Origin of the sequence: Streptomyces sp. NPDC101490, from assembly GCF_044767145.1 — a bacterium.
GTDB lineage: Bacteria > Actinomycetota > Actinomycetes > Streptomycetales > Streptomycetaceae > Streptomyces.
Map to the genome: position 1 here is coordinate 603,149 of NZ_JBIWNI010000002.1, position 21,509 is coordinate 624,657.

Below are 21,509 nucleotides of genomic sequence, written 5' to 3' on the forward strand. Positions count from 1 at the left end.
CGGCCGGGGATACCCATGCGGGTCACGTGAGGGAACGGCGCGGGCTGAGTAGTCGTACTCATGCCCCGGGATGATCCCGGTGCTCGAATGACGGCATGGGTACGAGGAGAACGAACATCGCCGCGGGCACCGCGCTGGTCATGGCCGCACCGGTCGCGTTGTGGGGCCTGATGGGCCAGCAGGACTCCGAGGGTTTCGCGCGCTCCGAGCTCACGTACTCCGTCGAGCCGTTCCGCGCCCTGGAGGGCTGGGACACCGGTTTCGGGGTGGTGGCGCTGCTGCTGACCGTGGTCGCCACCGTGCTGCTGTTCCGCGCGGGCCGGGCCGGGACCATGGCGGCGCACCGCTGGCTGGTGCTGCTGCCGCTGACCGGCGCCGGGCTGTTCGCCGCGTGGGGACACCGGGTGCTGACCGCCGGTGAGATCGGCGCCAACATCGGGGCCGGTCTGGTGCTCTTCGGCGCGCCGTTCGCGCTCGGCCTGGTGGTGGCGGCCCTCGTCCTGGCCGTCCACCAGCGCCCCGCCCGGCCCCGCACCTGACCGCGTTCCACAAGGCCGTGAGCCAGGTGCGAGGCCACCTGGCTCACGGTCTCAGCCGTACAGCTCGACGAGCGCGCCGCCGATCGCGGCCAGTTGGTCCCGCACACCCGGAGGGCCGGTCACCTCCAGCCATTCGACCAGCCCGGAGAGTTCACCGGCGAGCATGTACTCGCTGTGGCCGCGGATCACGACCTCGATGCGGCCGTCGCTCGTGGCACCTCCCACATCGAGCCGGGAGCCGAGCGCCATCCGGAGCACGCGCACCCCGTGGGGCGCGCACACCGCCTGGATCTCCACGGGCGTCCGCCTGCGGTCGACCTCGTCGGCGATCTCGCGCCAGCTCTCGGCGAGGTCGAAGTCCTCGGGCCGGTGCACGGGATCGCCGGTCGGGTCGGCGGACGACACGCGGTCGATCCGGAAGGTCCGCCGACCGGCCTCGGTGCCGGAGACGAGGTACCACGACGGGCCTTTGGCGACGATGCCCAGCGGGTGGACGGTCCTCTCGGTCTCGGCGCCGTCGCGGTCGACGTAGCCGAGCCGCACCTGAACGCCCCGGATCACCGCGTCCTGGAGCTCGTCGAGGAAGCGGGGCGGCCGGTGCTCGATCCGGTCCGACCCCCATCGGCGCGGGTCCGTGACCACGGCCCCCGCCGCTGCCTCGGCCTGCGTCCGGAAGGGCTCCGGCAGGGCGTGGACGAGCTTACGCAGAGCCGCTTTCACGGTCGGCGTCGCGGCCGAGGCCGGTCCGGCGACCAGGAACAGGGCGCGGGCCTCGCTCGCGGTCAGCCCGGACAGGTCGGTGCGGGCGCCGCCCACGAGGCGCCAGCCGCCGCCCCGGCCCTGCACGGAGTACACGGGCACCCCGGCCATGGCCAGGGCGTCGAGGTCTCGGCGGGCGGTGCGCTCGGAGACCTCCAGCTCCTGGGCGACCTCCGCCGCTGTGACCTGCTCGCGGCGTTGCAGCAGGAGGAGGACGGCCACCAGCCGGTCGGTTCGCATACCGACGAAACTCTCACATAAAACCGGTCGCGGGGTGACCGGTTTAGGTCGGCAGGATGGCGGCACGGCCTCACCGACGAGTCCACCGCCCACGACCGCATCGACCCCCCGGCATGTCCGGGGTGCGCCGACGTCGGCTCCGGGTACTTTCGCCGCCTGATCCCGAAAGATGGAGAAGAAGCGCCATGTTCAATCCGGCTGATTTCCCCGAACCCACCCTTGTTCCGGTCAACGGTGTGGAACTCGAAGTGTTCGAAGCGGGCCGGCAGAACGCCGGAAAGCCCATCGTGCTCTGCCACGGCTGGCCGGAGCACGCCTTCTCCTGGCGCCACCAGATTCCCGCGCTCGTCGCGGCGGGCTACCACGTCATCGTCCCGAACCAGCGGGGCTACGGAAACTCGTCCCGTCCGGCCGAGGTGACTCAGTACGACATCGAGCACCTGTCGGGTGACCTCGTCGCCCTCCTCGACCACTACGGATACGAAGACGCCACCTTCGTCGGTCATGACTGGGGCGCCATGGTCGTCTGGTCGCTGGCCCTGCTGCACCCCGGCCGGGTGAACAGGGTGATCAACCTCAGCCTTCCCTACCAGGTGCGCGGCGAGACTCCCTGGATCGAGTTCATGGAAGCCGTGCTCGGCGGCGACTTCTACTTCGTCCACTTCAATCGGCAGCCGGGTGTCGCGGACGCCGTGTTCGAGGAGAACACCTCCCGCTTCCTCCGGAACCTGTACCGGAAGAACGAGCCCCCCAAGGCACCGGCGCCGGGTATGGCACTGATCGATCTCGCCAGAGCGGAGACACCGCTCGGCGAGCCCGTGATGAGCGACGGCGAACTGTCCTTTCTCGTCTCTGCCTTCGAGACGTCGGGGTTCACGGGCGGTGTGAACTGGTACAGGAACCTCGACCGCAACTGGCACCTGCTGGCGGACGCGGACCCGGTCGTCCGGCAGCCCGCGCTCATGATCTACGGCGACCGGGACCCGATCGCGAAGTCCGAGAACCTGGCGGAGTTCGTGCCCCGCGTGGAAGTGGCCAGTCTGGACTGCGGCCACTGGATCCAGCAGGAGAAGCCGGAGGAGACGAACCGGCTGATCGTGGAATGGCTGGAGCAGCAGGATTCCATCCAGCCCCGGCTGGGGTCTGCGTCTCGACCGGAGTCTCCGTGACGTCGTGATCAGTCGGCGGCCTTCAGGAGGTCGCCGACCGGGGGCCGGGGTCCGTAGACGGTGGCCCAGGGCCCGACCTCGGCGGGCCCTCCCCCACTACCCGCTGGGCCTGAACCACCAGATCACGCCCTCGAACTGCTCCCGCAACCACGCGGGGAACGGACCGTACCCACCGATCGACAGACACCGCTCGATGAACCTCCCCTGTGCATGGGCGAGTTGCCTACGCGTCACGACCAAGGACCTACCGGATCCCGCCCCGCAAAGGGGCGGAACCCGGTGACTGATCACGCCATGAAACGGGACCTGGGGGTGGCTTGGCGGGCGACATCGATCGCTGCTGCGGTGAACTGACGCCGGAGGCGGGTTCCGCCGAGGCCGGTCGCGGGCGGCCCTGGACCTCTCGTGCAGCGCCCGCTGCCCTCGCTCCTGTCCGCCGGGGCCTTCCCATGGTCCGATCGAAGCGCTGTCGTGGGGCGGAAGCCATCTGTCCCCACAGAAAGGTGCCCTCCCCATGGCTCTCAAAGCCAACCGGTCTCAGGACTCCGACCACCAGCAGACTGCAGCGCGAGTCCCTCTCCCCACGTCTGAGGCCCTCAACCTCCAACGCACCGCCGGGAACAGTGCGCTGGTTCAACTGCTGCGCCAGGCAGGTCACCCCTGGGCTCAGGAGCAGCACCAGCACACGGCCGGCTGCGGCCACCAGCAGAGCACGCGGGCCGAACAGCCCGCGGTGCAGCGCTCTGCCGTCCACGACGTCCTCGCAGGCACCGGCCGCCCTCTGGGCGCCCCCCTCCGCGAGGAAATGGAAGCCCGCCTCGGCGCCGACTTCGCCGATGTCCGCATCCACGACAACCAGGCCGCCCGCGCCTCCGCCACCGAGATCGGCGCCCGCGCCTACACAAGCGGCAACAACATCGTCCTCGGCGACGGCGGAAGCGACAACCACACCCTCGCCCACGAACTCACCCACGTCATTCAACAACGCCAAGGCCCCGTCACAGGAATAGACCAGGGCAACGGGCTGAAGGTAAGTGACCCGTCGGACCGCTACGAACAAGAAGCCGAATCCAACGCACACCGAGTCATGAACAATCCGGCACCAGTTCAGCGGGACACCTCGTCGACCCGGCCAAATACACGTGACTACGTCACCACCGACGAGACCCCAGCGATCCAGCGGAAGATAACACTCGACCATCCGAAAGATCCTCAGAACTCTCGGAGCCTGGATAGCGTCACAGCCGTCCAGACATTCCTCAGCTCCCACGGAATTTCGATAGTCGAACGCGTCGCCGCCTCCGAGGGAACAACCCTCACCCTCTCCCGGGGGGCGGAAATAGGATACAAAGCGAATGCCGTAATGCATGACATGGTAGAGAACGCGACAGCGCTCACCTACAGCGACGACAAAGAAGGCGCGGAGGCTCTCGCTAAAGACATTTGCGATAAATTCGCCAAACTTCCCCATAGGAGTGACTGGAATTCAGGTGCACCTTCACAGCAGGAGGGCAGCCGGATGGGGATAGCAGACAGGATACTGGGCGCGGTTGGAGACAAAATAGAAGAGAAGACAGGCGATCTCTCATTCGGCGAAGGATTTAAATCGGGAGTGAAAAAAGCATTCAAAGACCGGTCTGACGCACTTCAAGGCAACATGAAGGTTCCGACGAAGGGAGAGCTGGAGACTCTGGCCGAAAATCTCCCGGACGGCGGAAAGCTCACCCTCTATGCCTTGATCAACGGACAGGACGATCTGCAGAAACTAGTGACCAAGGCCGCATCTTACGGAAGTCAGGAAGGGGGTGCGAAATTCAACCAGCAAGCCAACGAAGGGATGGACAGAGTCACACAGAATGCAGGTGGGACGATTGCTGGCAGCATCCTGACATCGGGGGCGTTCGGGGTGCTGGCAACTGTTATCAATCCTGCGTTCGGAACGGCGGTCAGGATCGGTTCCGGGGCGGTTGGAGCTGCAGCTGTCGTCAACGAGGGAGTCCATGCTGCCCAGAAACTGGAAGAGATCAGAAAAACCCACCCCGCAGCCTACAATCGCGCCATGATGGAAGTCGATCAAAGTCTGAACCAGACCTACGATAACGCAGCAAGAACCCTCAACGACAGCGCACAGAACCACAGCGAGGGAATGCCGGAACACTTCAGCAATACTTTCAGTAATTTCTAGGAACGCACTGACCACTCGTTCGGGTGATCACGCGGAATGGTGCGGCCTTCTTCGTGGTCCTGAACTCGGCTACGGGTACGGGAAGTTCACGAGAACGGCCGCAGCGGGCCAGTGTGATGCGGCCGGTGGGTGGACGTGAGGTGTTCGCGAAACTGTCGCGGCTCCGGGCTGACTCGTAGGCGTGGCCGTCGCGCCGGAAGGACGCGTTCTTCGAGCCGGCGGACCCGCTGCTGTGCGCTGACGGCCCGGCCAGGACGCCGGTGGAGCTCTCACTGGCGGCCGGGCAACGGCGCGGCGACGGCTCGGCCGCGATTTCCCGTCCTGGAATTCCGAACTCCTTGCGCCCGCCCGAGCCCGGCCACCAGCATCGGACGAGCAGAGACGGACGTGAGGAAGGAAGCCCACGTGAAGGTCACCAAGCTGGTCGGTTCGTGCGACCTCAAGGACTGCCCGACGATCTATGCCACGGACAGGGGAACCCTGTTGGTGCAGGGTGAAAGGCCAGCTGATCACGGTCTCGACACTCCCGCCCACGAAACCATCGTGGAGATCCCGGAGCAGCTCATCTTCGATCTCATCCGCAAGGGTCTCCGTGGTGTCTGAGACCCTGGGCGACCTGTTCGACTCGTTCCAGGAGGAAGCCTTCCGGCTGGAGACCCTGGACGACTACAGCAGGTCCGGCAACGTGGACGCGTACCGGGCCTTCCTCGCGGGAGAGGCCCGACCGGCCGACTACAACGATGGCTGGGTGGAAGAACTCCGCGGCCACACCAGCGAGGGGAGACGCGTCTACCGCGTCCACGTCCTCTCCCGGCCCCTCACCCCGTACCTCAGGTTCGAACTCGGCTGGGGCTACCGGAAGAACGCCACCGGCGGGGAGGAGTTCTTCATCCTCGACACCACGGACCGGAGCGATCCGCTGCACGGCGTCCCGGACTTCTGGCTCTTCGACGGCGCCACCGCAGCCGTGATGCGCTACGGGGAGGACGGCTCGTTCACCGGGTCCGACGTCCTCACGGACGCCCGGTCACCGGAGTTCCGCGCCTACCGGGACACCGCCCTGGCGAACGCCGTGCCCTTCGCCGACTGGTGGGCGCGGCACGGCGAGTGAACAGAGCACGGCCCGGCTCCGCGCTGCGGGCACGCACCGGGGCCGGTCCGGCGGTCTTCCGCGCACCCGAGGCCCGGACGTTCGCCCGCCCCCGGGACGAGGTGCCGGAGCCCCCGTCTTCCGGTCCTCCCCCGGGGCGGGGAACCGCCCGTACGTCGTGAAACGGCGCTTCCGCCCTCGGAGACCGGTCGTCCTGGGGGCGGAAGCGTGTCGGGGTCGGGGGACGTTCAGTCGCGGCTGCCCCGGTCCTTGTCGTCCTTGTCCTTGGGCTTGACCTTGCCGTGGGTCGTGCAGCGCGGGTCGGTGCCGTAGGCCGGGCAGTTGTTGCCCGGAGTGGCGGAGACGACCGTGTTGTCGAGCTTCAGGTCGCCGAACGGGCGGGCGTTGGTGGTGATGGAGAAGGTGATCGTCGCCTTCTGTCCGGGCGTGAGGGCGCCCCGCCAGGTCAGTGTCGGCGCCTGGTAGGAGACGGAACCGCTGGTCGCCTTGGCGTCGTTGTCGTACCTGGCGTCGTCGAGGAGGTCGCTGAGGTCGTCCGTGAGGACCGCGGGCGCCGAGGCGGTGTAGGTGGTGGTGCCGGTGTTGGTGACGGTCAGGGTGTACGTGACCTTGTCACCGGGCTTCACCGTGACGGGCCCGTTCTGCTTCTTGACGATCGTGAGCCCCGGCTTGCCGTTCACCGTGGTGGTGACGGTGTCCTGGTCGTTGTCCGGGTTCGGGTCGGGCTCGTTGCCCTTCACCTTCGCCGTGTTGGTGATCGTGGTGGGGGAGTTCGCCGCCGTGCCCGTGAGGGCGATGGTGCTGCTCGCGCCGACCGCCAGCGGGCCACCCGTACACGTCAGGGTGCCCGACGCGACCGCACAGCCCGCTGTCGTCGTGGCCGCGTTGGTCAGCCCGGCGGGGATCGTGTCCGTCACCGTCCAGCCGGACGACGCCGAGGGGCCGTTGTTGGTGACCTTCAGCGTGTACGAGACGTTCGCGCCGGTGTCCACGCTCGCCGGGCCGCTCTTGTCGATGCCCAGGTCCACCACCGGGTTCACCGTGGTCGTGGTCGTGTCCTGGTCGTTGTCCGGATTCGGGTCCGGCTCGTTGCCCTTGACCTTCGCCGTGTTCGTGATCGTCGTCGCCGAAGGCGCCGCCGTACCCGTGAGGGCGATGCTGCTGCTCGCGCCGACCGCCAGCGGGCCACCCGTACACGTCAGGGTGCCGGACGCGACCGCACAGCCCGCCGTCGTCGTCGCCGCGTTGCTCAGACCGGCGGGGATCGTGTCCGTCACCGTCCAGCCCGACGAGGGCGAAGGCCCGTTGTTCGTGACCTTCAGCGTGTACGAGACGTTCCCCCCGGCGTCCACGCTCGCCGGGCCGCTCTTGTCGATGCCCAGGTCCACCAGCGGGTTCACGATCGTCGTGGTGGTGTCCTGGTCGTTGTCCGGGTTCGGGTCCGGGTCGTTGCCCGCGACCACCGCCGTGTTGACGATGGTGGTCACGCCGGGTCCCGCCGTGCCGGTGAGCGCGATGGTGCTGCTCGCGCCGACCGCCAGCGGGCCGCCCGTGCAGGACAACGATCCGTTGGTGACCGTACAGCCCGTCGTGGTGGTGGCCGCGTTGGTCAGACCGGCCGGGATCGCGTCCGTCAGGGTCCAGCCGGACGACGGGTTGGGGCCGTTGTTCGTGACCTTGATCGTGTACGAGACCGTCCCGCCCTCGCTGACCGATACCGGCCCCGACTTGTCCACGCCGAGGTCCACGGGTGCGTCGTAGCAGGAGGTGGCGTCGACCGCGATGGACATGGCGGGCGCGGCCTGTGTCGACAGCTGGGTCAGGACGGGGGTGTCCGGGGTGTCCAGCTGGACCCGGATGATGGTGCCGCCGTTGTTGTAGAAGCCGAGGTCGCCGTTGCCGTAGGTGAACGCGCCGCCGAAGCCGGTGCCGGGCGCCGGTCCCGTCAGGATGCCGGGGTAGGAGGTGACCGTGCCGGTCGCCGGGTCGATCCGGATGATGTCGTTGTCGAGGTCGGCGCCCCAGAAGTAGCCGCCGCTGTACGCGATGTCGATGACACCGTTGAGGGTCTGGTCCAGGGTGATCGGCGTGGACGTCTTCGTAGCGATGTCGACCCGGTACAGCATGTTGTTGTAGCCGTTGCCGACGACGTAGCTCCCGGCCCCGTCGAAGGCCCCGGCGGCGTAGTTCTTCGCCCCGGTGGTCGGGGTCGGCAGCCCGGCGGAACCCAGGTCCGTGACCGCGCCCGCGTTGTCGATGCGCAGCAGGTTCAGGGAGACCCGGTCGATCGCGTAGATGTACTTGTCGTCCGGGTCGACGCCCATGCCGTTGTACTTGGCGGTCGCCGGGCCCACGGGCGTGAAGTCGATCGTGCCCGGCCCGGTCATCCCGTCGTACAGCTGGGTCGCGGTGTCGCCCGCCGCCAGCAGGATGTCACCGGCGCAGGACAGCGGCGCCCGCGCGCGGCTCTGCGGGGCGGCGGGGTGCGGTGCCACGGGCGGCGGAGCGGCCGTGGTCCGGGCCGTCTGCGGGGCGAGAGCGGTGGCGGGGGCGGGGGCGGTGGCATGGGCGGGGGCGGTGGCCGTCAGGGAGGCACAGGCCATGGAGACCGCCGTGCTCACCGCCAGCAGCCAGCTTCTCGTGATCATCCGGGGGGAGCCTTCTTCCGTGCGGGGGACCCGTGACCACGGGAACGGAGGAGGCAGGGGGCTCCGGGCCGTCTGTGGTCCACAGGGTCACTCCCCTGGCCCGCCGGAGGACGCAACCCGGACCGGGCAGGACAACACGCACGCCGCAGCCGTTCACTCGGCGGGGCGCGGCCGTACGGGGGCACGCCGGGTTCCTGGGCCGTCCGGGCGGGGCCTGGCCGGAGTCCGCCGTCGTGGGGGGTGGCGGGGCCGTACGGGTGACTCGCCGCACCCAGGACTGTGGCCCCGGAATCCTGCCCCGGACTCGGCTTCGGCTTCGGCTTCGGCTTCGGCTTCGGCTTCGGACTACGGGCTACGGCTCCGGGCTCCCGTCCCGGCGGGCCGGTGTTCAGCCGTCCGAGCGCGAGCCCCAGACGTAGACGGCGTCCCCCTCGCGCAGCAGGTTCCACAGGACGCGGGCGTCCTCGTACCGGAGGTTGACGCACCCGTGGGAGCCGGGGTCCTCGAAGATCGGGCGGTAGCTCGCGTGCAGGGCCTGCCCGCCGCTGAAGAACTGCGCGAAGGGCATCGGCCCGTCGAACTGCGTCGACCAGAACTCCTTCTCCCGCTGGTAGACCGTGAACCACCCGGACCGGGTCTCGTAGCCCGGCCTGCCCGAACGCGCGGGCACGGGCGCGACGACGAGCCGCCCGCCGTCCTCGACCCAGAGGATCTGGCGCGTCTTGTCCACGCACACGACGAGCCCGCTCCGGTCGGGGCACCCCTTGATCGCGCTCCCCTCCGCGACGGCCCGCTCCCAGACGATCGCCCGGTACGTGTAGAGGCCCGCGTACCCCTCGGCGGGCTCGATCTCGACCCGCCGCTGGAACGCGGCGATGGCCCGGCAGTCCTCCGGGGACTGCTTCCCGTCGACCGGCAGCCCGAGGTGGCGCTCGGCCTCGCGCTGGTACGGCCCCGTGGACGTCGAGCACGCGGCGGCGCCCGCCGGGGCGGCTCCCGAGCGGACGGGCCGCACCGGATCCGCCTCCCCGGGCACCGCCACGGCGGCCACGGGTATGAGTGCGGCCGACACCGCTGCCACCAAGGCCGTGAGCGGCCTGACCCACGTCATGCGACCTGGACCTCCACCGAGAGGACGGAGCCGTACCGGTGACGGCGCACGGCCCGGACGGTGCATCCCTAACCGGGCGGAGGACCCTGTCAAACCGCCACGCCGTGATGTCACTCGGACGCCGCAGTGCTGGGGGGACGGCGCCGCCGCTCCCGGCCCCTCCCGGTGGGCGGGCGGATCGGAGGGCGGGGCGCGACCGCGCGCGGGGAGACCCGTACCGGCATCCGGCCAAAGCCCCTACGGGCTTGCTGACAGGCATTCAGCCCTCGGGCCCGTCCCGCTACCCTGAGCGCCATGACGGGGGAAACTGAACAGAGTTCACGTCCTGACGGGCTGGACGGAAGCGGGGCCATACCTCTGGAACCGGGCGACCCCCGGCAGATCGGCGCCTTCCGACTGCTCGGCGTCCTCGGCTCCGGCGGCATGGGCCGCGTGTACCTCGGGGCCGTACCGGGCACGTTCGCGGCGGTGAAACGGGTCCTGCCCGTGCTCGCCGAGGACCCCGACTTCCTGAGCCACTTCGGGCACGAGCTGGACAACCTGGCCCGGCTGCCCGCCGGGGCCAACACCAAGCTCCTGGCCAGCGACCGAACGGCCAAACCACCCTGGTTCGCCACGGAGTTCATCCCGGGAATCACCCTCAACGAAGCGGTCCGCCTCCATCGCGGGCCGCTCCCGCCGGACTCCCTGTGGCGGCTGCTCCACCACGCCGCCGCCGGGCTCGCGCTCGTCCACGGCGCCCACATGGTCCACCGGGACCTGAAACCCTCGAACGTCATGCTGACCGCCTCCGGGCTGTCCCTGATCGACTTCGGGGTGGCCCGCGCCGCCGACCAGAGCAGACTGACCAAGACCGGCATGGTCATCGGGACGCCCGCCTACATGGCACCCGAACAGGCCGTCGCCGACCGCGAGTTGACCGGCGCCGCCGATGTCTTCGGGCTGGGGAGCCTGGTCCTCTACGCGGCGAACGGACGGCCCCCGTTCGGCGACGGCTCCGGTCCCGGCCTGCTCTACCGGGTCGTCCACGGAGAGCCCGACTTCGGCAGGCTCACGGAGGCGGACCCCGAGCTGACCGCACTGGTGCGGACCTGCCTCGCCAAGGACCCGGCGGACCGGCCCACCGCCGCCGAGCTGGCCGGGCTCACCGCCGCACGGGCGGAGGACGCCGTCTGGCCCGCCGCCGTCGCGGAACGGATCGCACGGCGGGCGGCCTTCGCCGCCGGGGCGCCGACCGCCGAGCACCTGGCGGAACTGGCGGCGGCCGATCCCGCCGAGGACATCGCCACGCTCCCCCTGACCCCTCGGGGCGGGAAGGAGCCCGCGACCGTACCGCCGGAGCGGGTGGTCGTGGTGCCGGGACCCGTCTCCCGGGAGAAGCGGCGCAAGCGGGCGCTCCTGCTGATCGCGCCGATCGTCGTGACGACCGGCGCGACGCTGACGATGGCCCTGGGCCCGTACGAGATCGGCCGGCTGGGCGCGGCCCCCGGCCCCTCGTCCGCACCGCCGTCCACGACGGCCTCGCAGCCCGCCGGGGTGCCGTCGTCGGGCGGAACGGGCTCGCCGTCCGGGAAGACCCCGGGCACCGGTCCGTCCTCCTCGCAGCCGCCGGGCGCCACCTCCCCGGGCGTGCCCCCGCCCGGGGACGGGGGCGCCGCCGGGGGTGGCGTGGGCGGTGCGGTCGGGGGCGGCGTCGGAGGCGGCGGTGGCGCTGTCGGAGGCGGTGGCCCCGGAGGCACCGGCACGGGGCCCGGCGGCTCGGGGAACGGGGCGGGGAACGGGAACGCGGGCGGTGGCGGAACCCGTACGACCGCGCCCGCCGGTGGGGGCACGACGACCCGGCCCGCACCCCGGCCCACACCCACGCCCACCCCGCGCCCGACGACACCCCGGCCCACCCAGCCAGGCGGCGGCTCGACGACGCCTTCGGGGACGTACTCGCTGGAGAGCGCGAGCGAGGGCACCTGCCTGGCCGAGTACGACCAAGGCTTCGCCGTCACCGTCAACGACTTCGAGTGCGGCTCCGCACCAGCCTCGGGAACGGTGGCGTACTCCTGGACGTACAAGGGGAACGGCAACGGCACCTTCCGGCTGGTCAACCGGAGGACCGGGCACTGCCTCCAGCCGTCGAGCGGCGGCCCGCCCGGCGGCGGAGCCTTCGCCTGCAACGGCTCCAGCGCGCAGAACTGGAAGGTCTTCGCGACGACGTCCTCGGGCCGCGCGCTCCAGAACGTGGGCAGCGGGCAGTGCCTCGCGGCCGGGCCGCCGTTCGTCATGTCGTGGGACTGCGACGCGGGGAACAGCAGGATGCTCTGGCGGAACATCTCCGCCCGATGACAGAAGCCCGGCGGAGGGGGCCGCCGGGCTCCTCGGCGGCCGGGTCCCCATCTCCGGGGGCCCGGCCGGCCGGTCACTTGGACTGCGTGGAGAGCGTCACCCCGCTGAAGTTCTGCGTGGCGGCGAGGGTGAAGTACACCCAGCCGGACGGCGGGTTGTCGATCGTCAGGGTCTCGCCGTTCCCGGCGTTGGTGGACTTCGCCAGGAAGCTGGTGGGCGTGGCCCAGCTGCCGCCGCCGTAGTACAGGTCGGCGTTGCCGGTGCCGCCGCTGCTGGTGATCTTCAGCTGCTTGACCCCGGCCGGCAGGTACACGAAGTGGTAGCTGTAGTTGCCGGTGGTGGCGGCGAGGTTGTCCCGGCGGCAGTTCTGGTCGAACTGGCGGATGTCACTGCCCGTGCAGAGCGGGATCGTGGTGGCCGGGGGCGTGGCGTCCGGCAGCGGACCGCAGTCGTTCGTCGCGCAGTCGTTCGTCAGCCAGGTCTCGAAGTCGGCGTCGTAGCGGGTGCCGATGGTCTGCTTCAGGAAGGTGCGGGCCCCGGTCCAGTCACCCGTGCGGTACTTGCCGAGCACGGTCTCCATGTCGGCGGGGTGCTTCTGGAGCATGTAGCGGACCGCGAGGAAGCCCCAGCGGTAGACCCGGTTCGAGTTGACCTCGGGGTCCTCCTCCTGGCCGTACACGGTGTCGAAGAGGTCGCTGAGCCTGTACGTCTTGCGGGCGGCCTCGGCGATGGCGTCGGCGTTGCGCTCGTTGCGGTAGCCGAAGGAGATGTTCTCCGCGATGCCCTCGACCCACCAGATGGTCGGCGTGGTCATGCCCGCGTCGAAGTCGCCGTGCATGTTGAAGCGGCCGTCGAGGTAGTGGGTGTACTCGTGGTTGAGGTTCCAGATCTGGAAGTCCGGGCGCAGCCAGCTGGCCTCGTGGGCGATGAAGCGGGCCTGGTTGCCGGGGACGGCCGGGTTGCCCTCCTCGTACATGCCGCCGTTGTCGACGTCGATGTTGTAGATGGCCCAGGCGTACAGCGCGTACTGGGTGTAGTCGTCGAAGGCGACGACCTCCAGGTCGGTGTTCACGTCACCGGGGATCGCGCCCTTGTCGCCGATGATCCGGTGGAAGTAGGCGTCCTGGCCGACCAGGCTCGTACAGGTGCTCGCGAGCTGGCCGGGGGACATGTCCTGGGCGCGGATCTTGAGGCCCGGGGTACAGGTGTGCTGGATCGGCAGGACGGCCGGGAGCACGCGCTGGCCGAGGTCGCAGATGGCGTAGGCCGCGCAGTTGTTCTTGTCGTACTGGCGGGTGTACCAGCCGAGGTTCATGGTGATCGGCGCGGTCGGGCCGACGTTCGGGTAGCGGTTGATCAGGTCCTTGAGGAGGGGGCGGACCCGCTCCTTCAGCTCGGGGACGTCCAGGACGTTGCCGAGGTAGCGGCCGACGTTGCTGACGACGTCGAGGCGGTTGAGCTGTGCTTCGTTACGGGTGATGAACCCGGCCCAGGTGTCGACGATCGTGGGGTCGGCCTTGAGGGCGGCGCGCCAGCCACGGGCGTCGTTCTTGGCCTTGAAGGCGTTGTCGACGACCCACTCGACGTGCTGCATGGCGAGGTTCATCTGGCCGGGCCAGGTGCCGTTGTAGCTGCCCAGCATCCACTTGACGACACCGGCGTAGCGGCCCGCCTCGTGGGTGCTGTCGATGAGCGTGACGACCTCGTTGAGGATCTCGCCGTTGGCGTCGGTGACGTCCTTGCTGCGCGGGGAGGCGAAGTAGGCGTCGAGGGCGCCGCGCGCGGCGGTCGCGAGGGGGGTGCCGTAGTCGCCGACGGTGGCGGCGTTGTTGTCCTGCACGTAGTAACCGGCGCGCAGGAACAGCACCAGCTGGCCGGTGGAGGTGCTGTTGTTGCCCGCGTACGTGGCCGCGTTGTCGCGCAGGGCGTTGGCGACGGTCACCATCTGGTCTTCGCGGAAGGCCTTCCGCGCGTTCTCGCCGGTGAGGTTGAACAGCGGGTAGGTGCAGGTGATCTGCGGCAGGGCCTTGAGCTGCTGGACGAGCGCGGCGCCGGTGGAGTTGATGACGCCGGAGAGGTCGCCGCAGGCGTTGGCGGCGGCGAGCTTCGACGTCTTGGCGGTCCCGGCGGCGGACGTGGGCGCGGGCCTCGGGCCGGTCTCCTCGGTGCCGTCCTGCGAGGAGAGGCGGAAGCGGGGATTGGCGCTGATCGCGTCGGGCGACTTGGGGACCGGGATCGCCCGGGGCGCCGAGGCTCCCTGGAGGTTCCCGGCACCCGGGGCGGTGACGCCGACGGGGGCGGCCTGGCTCTGCGGCGCGAGCAGACCGAGCGAGAGGAAGGCGGCGGCGCCGAGCACGGTAAGTCTTCGCGCTCGCGTCTTCGATATCCGGAAGGGGGGAAGCATCGGTGGGGGCCTCCGAGGCCGTTGTGCCACGTGATGGGAAACACGGGCCGCTGTCATGTGACGTGTAAAATTTCACATGTCGCATTGTTCTGGAAGTCCTCTGGCCGGATTGATCGGTCACGGACGAGAAAAATTTGGAACGCCGCTGGTCAGGGGCGGGGAGTTGAGGGCCGTAGCACGAGCGGGGGCGGGCGGGGGCCGGGACTCCGCTCCTGCCCCGCACCCCGCGAGGTGACCACCGCCTTGCTGTGCGGCGCGGCAGCCGGGCCCGTGGCCTGCCCCGGGCGCGTCCGCGAGTGCCGGTCGTCCTCCGCACCCGTAGGGCCGGATCCGCGTACGCGGGCGCTCTCGTCAGTGGCCGGTCCCGCCCAGGACCTCCTCACCCAGGACCTCCTCGTCCACGGGCGCCACGGCCGACCGGGGACTCGTCGGCCCGGGGCTCGTCGGCCCGGGACTCGTCGGCCCGGGACTCGTCGGCCCGGGACTCGTCGGCCCGGGACTCGTCGGCCCGGGACTCGTCGGCAGGTGGGACGTCGGCAGGTCGCGGAGTGTCGGCGGGCAGGGTGTCGGCGGGCGGGACGTCGGCAGGTCCCGGTGCCGCCGGATCCAGGAGAAGAGTGGGATCGGTGCGGCGAGCGGGATCAGTGCCGCGAGCGGGACCCCTGCCCCCGTTCTGCCCTCGGGTCTGCCCTCCCGGCCCTTCCCGTCCGTCCCGGGCGCCGTGAGGCTCGGCGACGGCACGGCAGGCCATCCGGAGGCAGGAGAACCATGCACGCACGGCGGGAAGCGGAGACGGACAGGGCGAACACCGCCCCTCGGGCGAGAACGGAACGGCTCGGCCAACAGGCCGACCGGATAAGGGCGTTGCAGCGGACGGCGGGCAACGCGGCGGTCGTCCAGACGATGCCGGACACCATCCTGGGCCGGGGCAGCGGCGGGCGGGGCCCCGCCGGGCTGGTGGCGAACAGCGGGGCCGCGGAGCGCGAGAGGGAGCTCAGCGAGAGGTTCGGCGTCCGCATCGGGCCGCCCCCGAGTCGCCCGAACGACCACTTCAGCCACTCCATGCTCCATCGGATCGAGACGGTCCTGAGCAGCCTCCCGGAGGCGGACGTCCGCGACAACGAGGAGTTGCGCGTGATCGAACCCGCCGCGGCCGACTCGGACAGCACGGCCAGCACGGCCAGCACGGCCAGCACGGCCAGCACGTACAACGAGGAAACGCGGACCATCACCATGGTCAGCCCCTTCGGGATGCCCTCCTGGCTCTACACGGAGCTGAACCGGAAGGTGCCCTGGCAGCGGAAGCTGATGGACCAGGGCGCGATGGCCGACTACGACGGGATCAGCGAGGCCGGGGACGAGGCCCTCGGCATCGACGGGCGGGAGCGCGAGGTCATGGGCGGTTTCGGCAACGTCCTGGCCAACGGCAACCTGGTGAAGTGGACGCTGCGGCACGAGATCGGCCACTCCGTCGACAAGCGGACGCAATGGCTGGACGGGCTGAAGCACCTGCCCCACTTCGGAGGCTGGGAGACCTACGGAAAGGCAGGGAACCAGAACATCGAGCCGATAGTGAACGCGGTCCTGCGCAGGGCCGGGCTCGGAGACCACCTGACGGTCAGGGACAAGTACCACGCCACCCTTCCCCATGCCGTGGCACTGGAGCTGAACTCGGAGAGGGCGTGGCCCGACCCCGCGCTGCTGCTGAAGCTCGCCGAGAACTTCCCAGGGCAGGGCAAAACGTTCCACGACGGGCTCGCCAAGGTCGTGGAGTTCGGCCGGCTCGCCCTCGCGCAGCCGTGGACGCTGCCGGACGGCGGCGGGGACGTCCTCACCATCGACGGCCGGACCTACCACGTCGACCACTACGGGAACTGGGTCAGCTACCTGCGAGAACAGCGGCAACTGCATGCCGTGTCGAACTACATGTTCTCCACGCCGGACGAATGGTTCGCGGAGGCGTACGCGGCCTTCCACGACCCCAAACAGGGTGCACGCGACCGGCTCCACCCGGACGCGCAGGCATGGTTCGAGGATCCCGCCGCCTAGAGGAGCGTGCGGAACCACGGGCTGCGCGCCGCTCCCCAGGGACCATGTAGAGTGGTCCTACCGACGCGGGGTGGAGCAGCTCGGTAGCTCGCTGGGCTCATAACCCAGAGGTCGCAGGTTCAAATCCTGTCCCCGCTACTATCCGAAGGGCCCGGCATCAGCCGGGCCCTTCGTCGTGTCCGGACACGACGCTCACCGGGCGGGATGCGCGGAACCGGTGCCATGACGGCGACGAGCGCACCGGCATCAGCGGACTTTCGGCCAAGGATCCGAGCGGGTCCACCAGCCCCGGTCGGGTCGGTTACGTTCACGGCGGCGGCGTCCGCCGTCCGCCCCCGGCCCGGGGCCGGGAGGTCCCGGCGCCGCCCCGGGCGATCCGTACGAACGGAAGAAGCACGCCCGTGAAGAAGACACGTCTCCTGGCCGCCGTCCTCCTGACCGTGGGCGCCCTGGCCGTCCCCGCCACCGCCCAGGCCACGGAGCCCACCGGCCCGCACCCGATCTGCGGCGGCAACTACTACGCGCCCTACCCGGGCGACGTGACGAAGTACTACCAGTGCGACGACTTCGGCAAGGTCTTCGTCCTCCAGTGCCCCCCGCACTCGGCCTTCGTCGCCGACCTCAACACCTGTGTCCCCGACTTCTTCCGTGGGGAATCGCGCTGACGGCACGGGGGCCGGTCCCGACTCCCCGGACCGGCTCCCGTGGGCGCGGATCAGCAGACGGAGTTCCCTTCGGCGTCCGGACGGGCCGGGGCGAGGGAGCTGACCTGACCGCGCCGGCCCTCGGGGAGGACGTCGACGGAACCGCCCGCCTTCCACAGGCCCTTCTCGCCCCGGTAGCCGTAGTCGGCGTACCAGCAGAAGTCGTACGGGGTGTTGTTGCGGTACGAGGCCGTGGCGTCGTTCATGTCCCACCAGGACAGGTCGGTGACATCGGGAGCGTCGACGAACCGCACGCCCCCACCAGCCCCCGAGTCCTCCCGGTACAGGCACAGCTCGCCCTCCGGGCAGACGGTCCCGTCGTACGTCCGCCAGGCGGCGCGGTGCTCGTCCCAGTCCGCCCAGGGCTGGTTCTTCTTCACCTCCGGGCCGATCTTCAGGAACGTCTTCTCCACGTCGTCGTGCGGATCGAACCCGGCGAACACCCAGCCCTTGCCCCAGATGCCGGGACGGTCCGCCCAGTAGACCCGGAGCGTCAGCTTCTCGATCGGGGCGGGTGCGCACCCGGGCGCGTCCCAGGTGCCGTTGACGATGAAGACATGGGTCGTGTGCACGATCGCCTCCCGGTAGCGGGTGGCGTCGGCGGCCGTCCGCCACTGCCCGAGCGGACACGCCCCGGCCTCCACGGCCCGCGTCACCCCGGGCGCCGCCTGCCCGGCCCGTACGGCCTCGGGCCGTGGCGCGGCCTGCGCGGCCGATGCCCCGGCCGCGCCCAGCACCGAGGCGGCCACCGTCCACCGCACCGCGCGCCGCAGACTCCTGGTCCGTCGCTCCGGCATGTCGGCATCCCTCCTCACGGACGGGCCGCCCGACCTGGCCACGGGCACCGAAACCCGTCCTCGGGAGCGCAACGACCGCACGAGGGGGCACGACACGCCGGTCGCGCCCCCGGCGCACTCACGAGAACGTTCCGGGATCAGCAGATGAGGAGAAGGGCGGTCACGGCGGCGCAGGAGCGGACCGCCGTGTTGTTGCCGGGGACCGGGTCGGCGGGTGTGATGTCGGGGAGGGCCGCGGTGACCGGCAGGGGCAGGCCGATGGTGAGGAGTCCGGCCGTCAGGCCGAGCGTCCGGGTGACGCCGGCGCCGTTGGCGAGGGGGCCCAGATCGCAGCTGGCGGTGCGGGTGGTGGCGTCGGTGGTGCAGCCGGTGGCCGTCGGCAGGCGGAAGCCGGGGCTGTACGTGAAGTTCAGTTTCGCGTGCGCGGTCGCGGGGCCGTTGTTGGTGACGGTCGCGGTGAAGGCCGCGTTCACCGAGCCCAGGCCGTGGGGCGAGGCCGCGAGGGTCACGCCCAGGTCGGCCGCCGCCGGGACGGGCGGGGTGATGTCGACCGTTCCCTGGCCGATGTCCACGGGGTTGACGCCGGTGCTCGCCGCCCTGCCGCCGATGGTCAGCGGGCCCGAGGTACCGGTCCGGACCGTCATCCCGACCTGGGTGGTGGCCGTCGCGCCGGGCGGGACGGCGGCCCAGGTGACCTGGAAGACGCTCTCGCTGTCGAACACGGCGGGGCTGCCGCCGTAGGTGTAGCCCTCGCCGCCGTCGACGTACGAGGAGTCGTTGACGTCGATCTTCGCGTTCTGCGGGGACGGGAAGGAGATCGTCAGCGTGGCCGACGGCACGGTGTAGTCGTAGGTGTTGGTGAAGGAGGCCAGCACGTCCAGGGACTCGCCCGGCGCCACGGTCCTCGGCACCGTCAGCGTCGTCTTCCCGACCGTGCCCAGGACGAACGTCTCCGCCTCCGCGCCGACCGGCACCGCACCCGCCACCGGTCCGGGTGCGGCTACCAGGCCGGATGCGGCCACCGGGCCGGGTGCGGCCGACGCCCCCGTCTGACCGCCCCACAGCGCCAGGCCCGCGACCGCCAGCCCGGCGGCCACCCTGCCCACCCGTCCGCCGGCGGTCGTCCATCCGCTGCCGGTCGTCCGTGCTCTGCCGGTCGTCCGTACGCTGCCGAACATCCCGCCACCACCCTTCAGCCCCACCCGGGGCACTCGGCACCACCGGACCGCACACCGGCCGGGACGGCCCCGGCACCACGGCCCCGGGCGATCATTCACCCGGCGCGCCCGCCGGACGCCCCGCTCGGCGAGGAACGCCCGGATAGGGCCACCGCCTGGCGGGAAAAGGCGGTGGGCGTCGACGGACGGAAGCGCGAGGTGACGGGTGGCCGCTCCGGCGAGGTCATGGGCGGCGGCCCAGGCAACGTCATGGGTGGCGCCCCGGCGAGGTCATGGGGGGCTCCGGCAAGGTCATGGGGGGCGGCTCCCGTGACGCCCCGCCCCGCCCCACGGCAGACGGATGGATCGGCCACCTCAGCACCCAGCGGGTACAGCACCACTCCCTGGCCCGCTGCCAGTTACCCGTTGCCCGCTGCCCGCTGCCCGCTGCCGGTTGCCGGTTGCTCACACCGGACGCGTGGCCGACGGGCGCGCACGCGGCCTTCCCCTGCCCCTGCCGGGAAGCACACGACCGGCGGCGACCGCGCCCCGCCGGTACCGCTCCCGGAGACCGAAGCCCGGCACCGCGACCACATTCGCGTGACGATCATGATTCTGGCTCGTTGGAGTGACAGTGCGCCGATGAGCTGACGGTCGCGCGGGGCGTGCCGTGGCCCGAGGGGGCGCGCGGCCGGGGCCGGAAGCGGTCGCCACCGCCTGCTGGTCGGCTCGTCAGTGCCCTATGACCTACGGCGATGGCCCGGAGAGCGTGAACGGGTGTGCCATCAGCCGCCGTTCGCTCACCACGTCGAACTCTCCGCGCGATGTGATGTCTGATCAGGAGGCCCCCATGCTGCAGCTGCCCGTCGAGGACATGGAGCCGGCCCCCGGACACGCCGTGGAATGGACGGTGTCCGCAGCGGGAACCGCCGGGCGCGCCGGGGGCTCCTGTCCGGGTGCCCTCGCCTCGTACAACCAGAAGGACCACTTCTCGGTCGCCCAGGGTCTCCGGGCGGCGGACATCGGCTACTCCTCGTACATCGGCGGTTCCTTCGAGATCCGGGGACGTGTCGATCTCGACGCGCTGGAAGCGGCCCTGCTGCACTTCGTGCGCCGCCACGACGTGCTGCGCTGCGACTTCGGGGAAGCCGGGCAGGACGCGGAGACCGGGCGGGGCGCGGACGGTCCCGAACCGAAGGTCGTCCCGCCGCACGACGTGAAGCTGGAGCGCGTCGACGCCGGGCGGCTCGACACCCCGGCCGAGGCCCGCGCCTACATCCAGCGCTTCCTGCAGGGCACCGACACGCTCCGGGGACCCTGGATCGTCATGGGCGCGACGGTGCGGGACGACTCCGCCACCGTGTACCTCGCCTGTGACCACCTGCTGGCCGACGGGGTCTCGACTCCCGTCGCCGTGCGGGACATCGCCGTGGCGTACGAGGCGTACGCCCAGGGCCGGGAGCCGGTGCTGCCCGAGACGGGCGGCTTCGTCGGCTACGCCACGGCCGAGCGGCACCGGGGCGCGGCGATGGGCCCCGACGACGCGCTCCTCGACCACTGGAAGGGGTTCGTCGCGCGCAACGGCGGGGAGCTGTTCCCCCGGTTCCCGCTGGACCTCGGGATCGAGCCGGGGGTGGTGTACCGCGCGGTGAACGAGGCGGACGCGCTGCTCCCGGCCGACCGCCTCGACGCGATGGAGGCGCACTGCCGTGCGGTGGGCGGCAGGGTGTCGACCGGTGTCCTCGCCGCGCTCGGCGTCAGCCTGCGGAGGGAAGGCGGGCCGGACGTCCACCGGGCGCTGCTGCCGGTCAGTACGCGTGACCGCGGCCCCGGCGCCCACAGCATGGGCTGGTTCGTGAACACGCTCCCGGTCGAGTTCCGCGTGGCCGCCGGGACGGACTTCGCGGGCGTCATGGCGGGCGCGCAGTCCGCCCTGGACGCGATGCGGCCGTACGCCGAAGCCCCGTTCGTCCGTGTCTTCGACCTCCTGACCTGCGACCAGGACGGGCCCCAGGTCTGGCCGTACGCCGTCAGCTTCTTCTCGTACCTGGACTTCAGGACGACCCCGGGGGCCGACCGGCACGAGGAGTGGAAGGCGCGCAAGTACGTCTCCACGTCGCACAGCAACGGCATCTTCTTCTGGTTCCACCGCAACCACACCGGGCTCCACCTGAACTCCATCTTCGTGGACACCCCGCAGGCCCGGCGCACCAAGACCGCCCTCGTCGGGACGCTCGTACGGTCGCTGGAGAGCGTCGCGCGCAGCGGCCGGTTCTGACGGTTCCACCCAGGTCACGGG

Annotated in this window: 15 protein-coding genes, 1 tRNA gene and 1 pseudogene; 10 read left to right on the top strand and 7 right to left on the bottom strand. The window is 70.7% G+C overall.

Annotated features, from left to right (window positions below):
• The first annotated feature begins 95 nt into the window (after window positions 1–95).
• Window positions 96–539: a hypothetical protein gene (locus ACIRQY_RS06580; protein WP_403922682.1), complete on the top strand. Its 444-nt coding sequence runs from the start codon at window positions 96–98 to the stop codon at window positions 537–539.
• A gap of 51 nt (window positions 540–590) precedes the next feature.
• Here ACIRQY_RS06580 and ACIRQY_RS06585 read toward each other — a convergent pair whose 3' ends face one another.
• Window positions 591–1,538 (bottom strand): helix-turn-helix transcriptional regulator, encoded by a 948-nt coding sequence (locus ACIRQY_RS06585; protein ID WP_403922683.1) that lies wholly within the window; start codon window positions 1,536–1,538, stop codon window positions 591–593.
• A 185-nt stretch (window positions 1,539–1,723) separates the two neighbouring features.
• Between ACIRQY_RS06585 and ACIRQY_RS06590 the strand changes: the two genes are divergently transcribed.
• The gene (locus ACIRQY_RS06590) at window positions 1,724–2,707 is read left to right on the top strand and encodes an alpha/beta fold hydrolase (RefSeq protein WP_403922684.1); all 984 of its coding nucleotides are present in this window, start codon (window positions 1,724–1,726) and stop codon (window positions 2,705–2,707) included.
• Between the two features lie 50 nt (window positions 2,708–2,757).
• Here the strand turns inward: ACIRQY_RS06590 and ACIRQY_RS06595 are convergent.
• Window positions 2,758–2,941: pseudogene (locus tag ACIRQY_RS06595) on the bottom strand (hypothetical protein); the annotation flags it as partial.
• A gap of 280 nt (window positions 2,942–3,221) precedes the next feature.
• Here ACIRQY_RS06595 and ACIRQY_RS06600 point away from each other — a divergent pair.
• The 3 genes from ACIRQY_RS06600 to ACIRQY_RS06610 all read left to right on the top strand — a co-directional run bounded on the left by ACIRQY_RS06600 (window position 3,222) and on the right by ACIRQY_RS06610 (window position 6,003).
• Window positions 3,222–4,892 carry a DUF4157 domain-containing protein gene (locus ACIRQY_RS06600; protein WP_403922685.1) on the top strand — a complete coding sequence of 557 codons (1,671 nt, stop codon included), beginning with the start codon at window positions 3,222–3,224 and terminating at the stop codon, window positions 4,890–4,892.
• Between the two features lie 405 nt (window positions 4,893–5,297).
• Window positions 5,298–5,495, top strand: coding sequence for a hypothetical protein (locus ACIRQY_RS06605; RefSeq protein ID WP_403922686.1), 198 nt, complete (start codon window positions 5,298–5,300; stop codon window positions 5,493–5,495).
• On the top strand, window positions 5,485–6,003 hold the full coding sequence (locus ACIRQY_RS06610) for a DUF6879 family protein (RefSeq protein ID WP_403922687.1): 519 nt from the start codon (window positions 5,485–5,487) through the stop codon (window positions 6,001–6,003). The genes ACIRQY_RS06605 and ACIRQY_RS06610 overlap by 11 nt, the downstream gene beginning before the upstream one ends.
• A 227-nt stretch (window positions 6,004–6,230) precedes the next feature.
• Here ACIRQY_RS06610 and ACIRQY_RS06615 read toward each other — a convergent pair whose 3' ends face one another.
• Complete coding sequence (locus ACIRQY_RS06615; RefSeq protein ID WP_403922688.1) at window positions 6,231–8,651, bottom strand: DUF6923 family protein; 2,421 nt, start codon at window positions 8,649–8,651, stop codon at window positions 6,231–6,233.
• A 388-nt stretch (window positions 8,652–9,039) separates the two neighbouring features.
• A complete protein-coding gene (locus ACIRQY_RS06620; protein ID WP_403922689.1) occupies window positions 9,040–9,762 on the bottom strand; it encodes a L,D-transpeptidase in 723 nt (240 codons plus the stop codon).
• Between the two features lie 294 nt (window positions 9,763–10,056).
• On the opposite strand from ACIRQY_RS06620, the gene ACIRQY_RS06625 reads away from it, so the two are divergent.
• Window positions 10,057–12,099 carry a protein kinase gene (locus ACIRQY_RS06625; protein ID WP_403922690.1) on the top strand — a complete coding sequence of 681 codons (2,043 nt, stop codon included), beginning with the start codon at window positions 10,057–10,059 and terminating at the stop codon, window positions 12,097–12,099.
• Window positions 12,100–12,172: 73 nt separating this feature from the next.
• On the opposite strand, the gene ACIRQY_RS06630 is transcribed toward ACIRQY_RS06625, so the two are convergent.
• Entirely contained in the window at window positions 12,173–14,455 is a 2,283-nt protein-coding gene (locus tag ACIRQY_RS06630) for a collagenase (RefSeq protein WP_403922691.1), read from the bottom strand.
• A gap of 816 nt (window positions 14,456–15,271) precedes the next feature.
• On the opposite strand from ACIRQY_RS06630, the gene ACIRQY_RS06635 reads away from it, so the two are divergent.
• The 3 genes from ACIRQY_RS06635 (at window position 15,272) to ACIRQY_RS06645 (ending at window position 17,217) form a co-directional block, all read left to right on the top strand.
• Window positions 15,272–16,552: a hypothetical protein gene (locus tag ACIRQY_RS06635; RefSeq protein WP_403922692.1), complete on the top strand. Its 1,281-nt coding sequence runs from the start codon at window positions 15,272–15,274 to the stop codon at window positions 16,550–16,552.
• A 64-nt stretch (window positions 16,553–16,616) separates the two neighbouring features.
• Window positions 16,617–16,690 (top strand) — tRNA-Met (locus tag ACIRQY_RS06640).
• 263 nt (window positions 16,691–16,953) lie between these two features.
• Window positions 16,954–17,217 (top strand): chitin binding peritrophin-A domain-containing protein, encoded by a 264-nt coding sequence (locus tag ACIRQY_RS06645; RefSeq protein WP_403922693.1) that lies wholly within the window; start codon window positions 16,954–16,956, stop codon window positions 17,215–17,217.
• Between the two features lie 50 nt (window positions 17,218–17,267).
• Here ACIRQY_RS06645 and ACIRQY_RS06650 read toward each other — a convergent pair whose 3' ends face one another.
• Together ACIRQY_RS06650 and ACIRQY_RS06655 are read right to left on the bottom strand one after the other, a co-directional pair.
• The gene (locus tag ACIRQY_RS06650; protein ID WP_403922694.1) at window positions 17,268–18,053 is read right to left on the bottom strand and encodes a peptidase inhibitor family I36 protein; all 786 of its coding nucleotides are present in this window, start codon (window positions 18,051–18,053) and stop codon (window positions 17,268–17,270) included.
• Between the two features lie 137 nt (window positions 18,054–18,190).
• A complete protein-coding gene (locus ACIRQY_RS06655; protein WP_403922695.1) occupies window positions 18,191–19,231 on the bottom strand; it encodes a hypothetical protein in 1,041 nt (346 codons plus the stop codon).
• A gap of 829 nt (window positions 19,232–20,060) precedes the next feature.
• Here ACIRQY_RS06655 and ACIRQY_RS06660 point away from each other — a divergent pair.
• Window positions 20,061–21,488, top strand: a complete 1,428-nt coding sequence (locus ACIRQY_RS06660; RefSeq protein WP_403922696.1) for a condensation domain-containing protein — start codon at window positions 20,061–20,063, stop codon at window positions 21,486–21,488.
• Window positions 21,489–21,509: the final 21 nt, after the last annotated feature.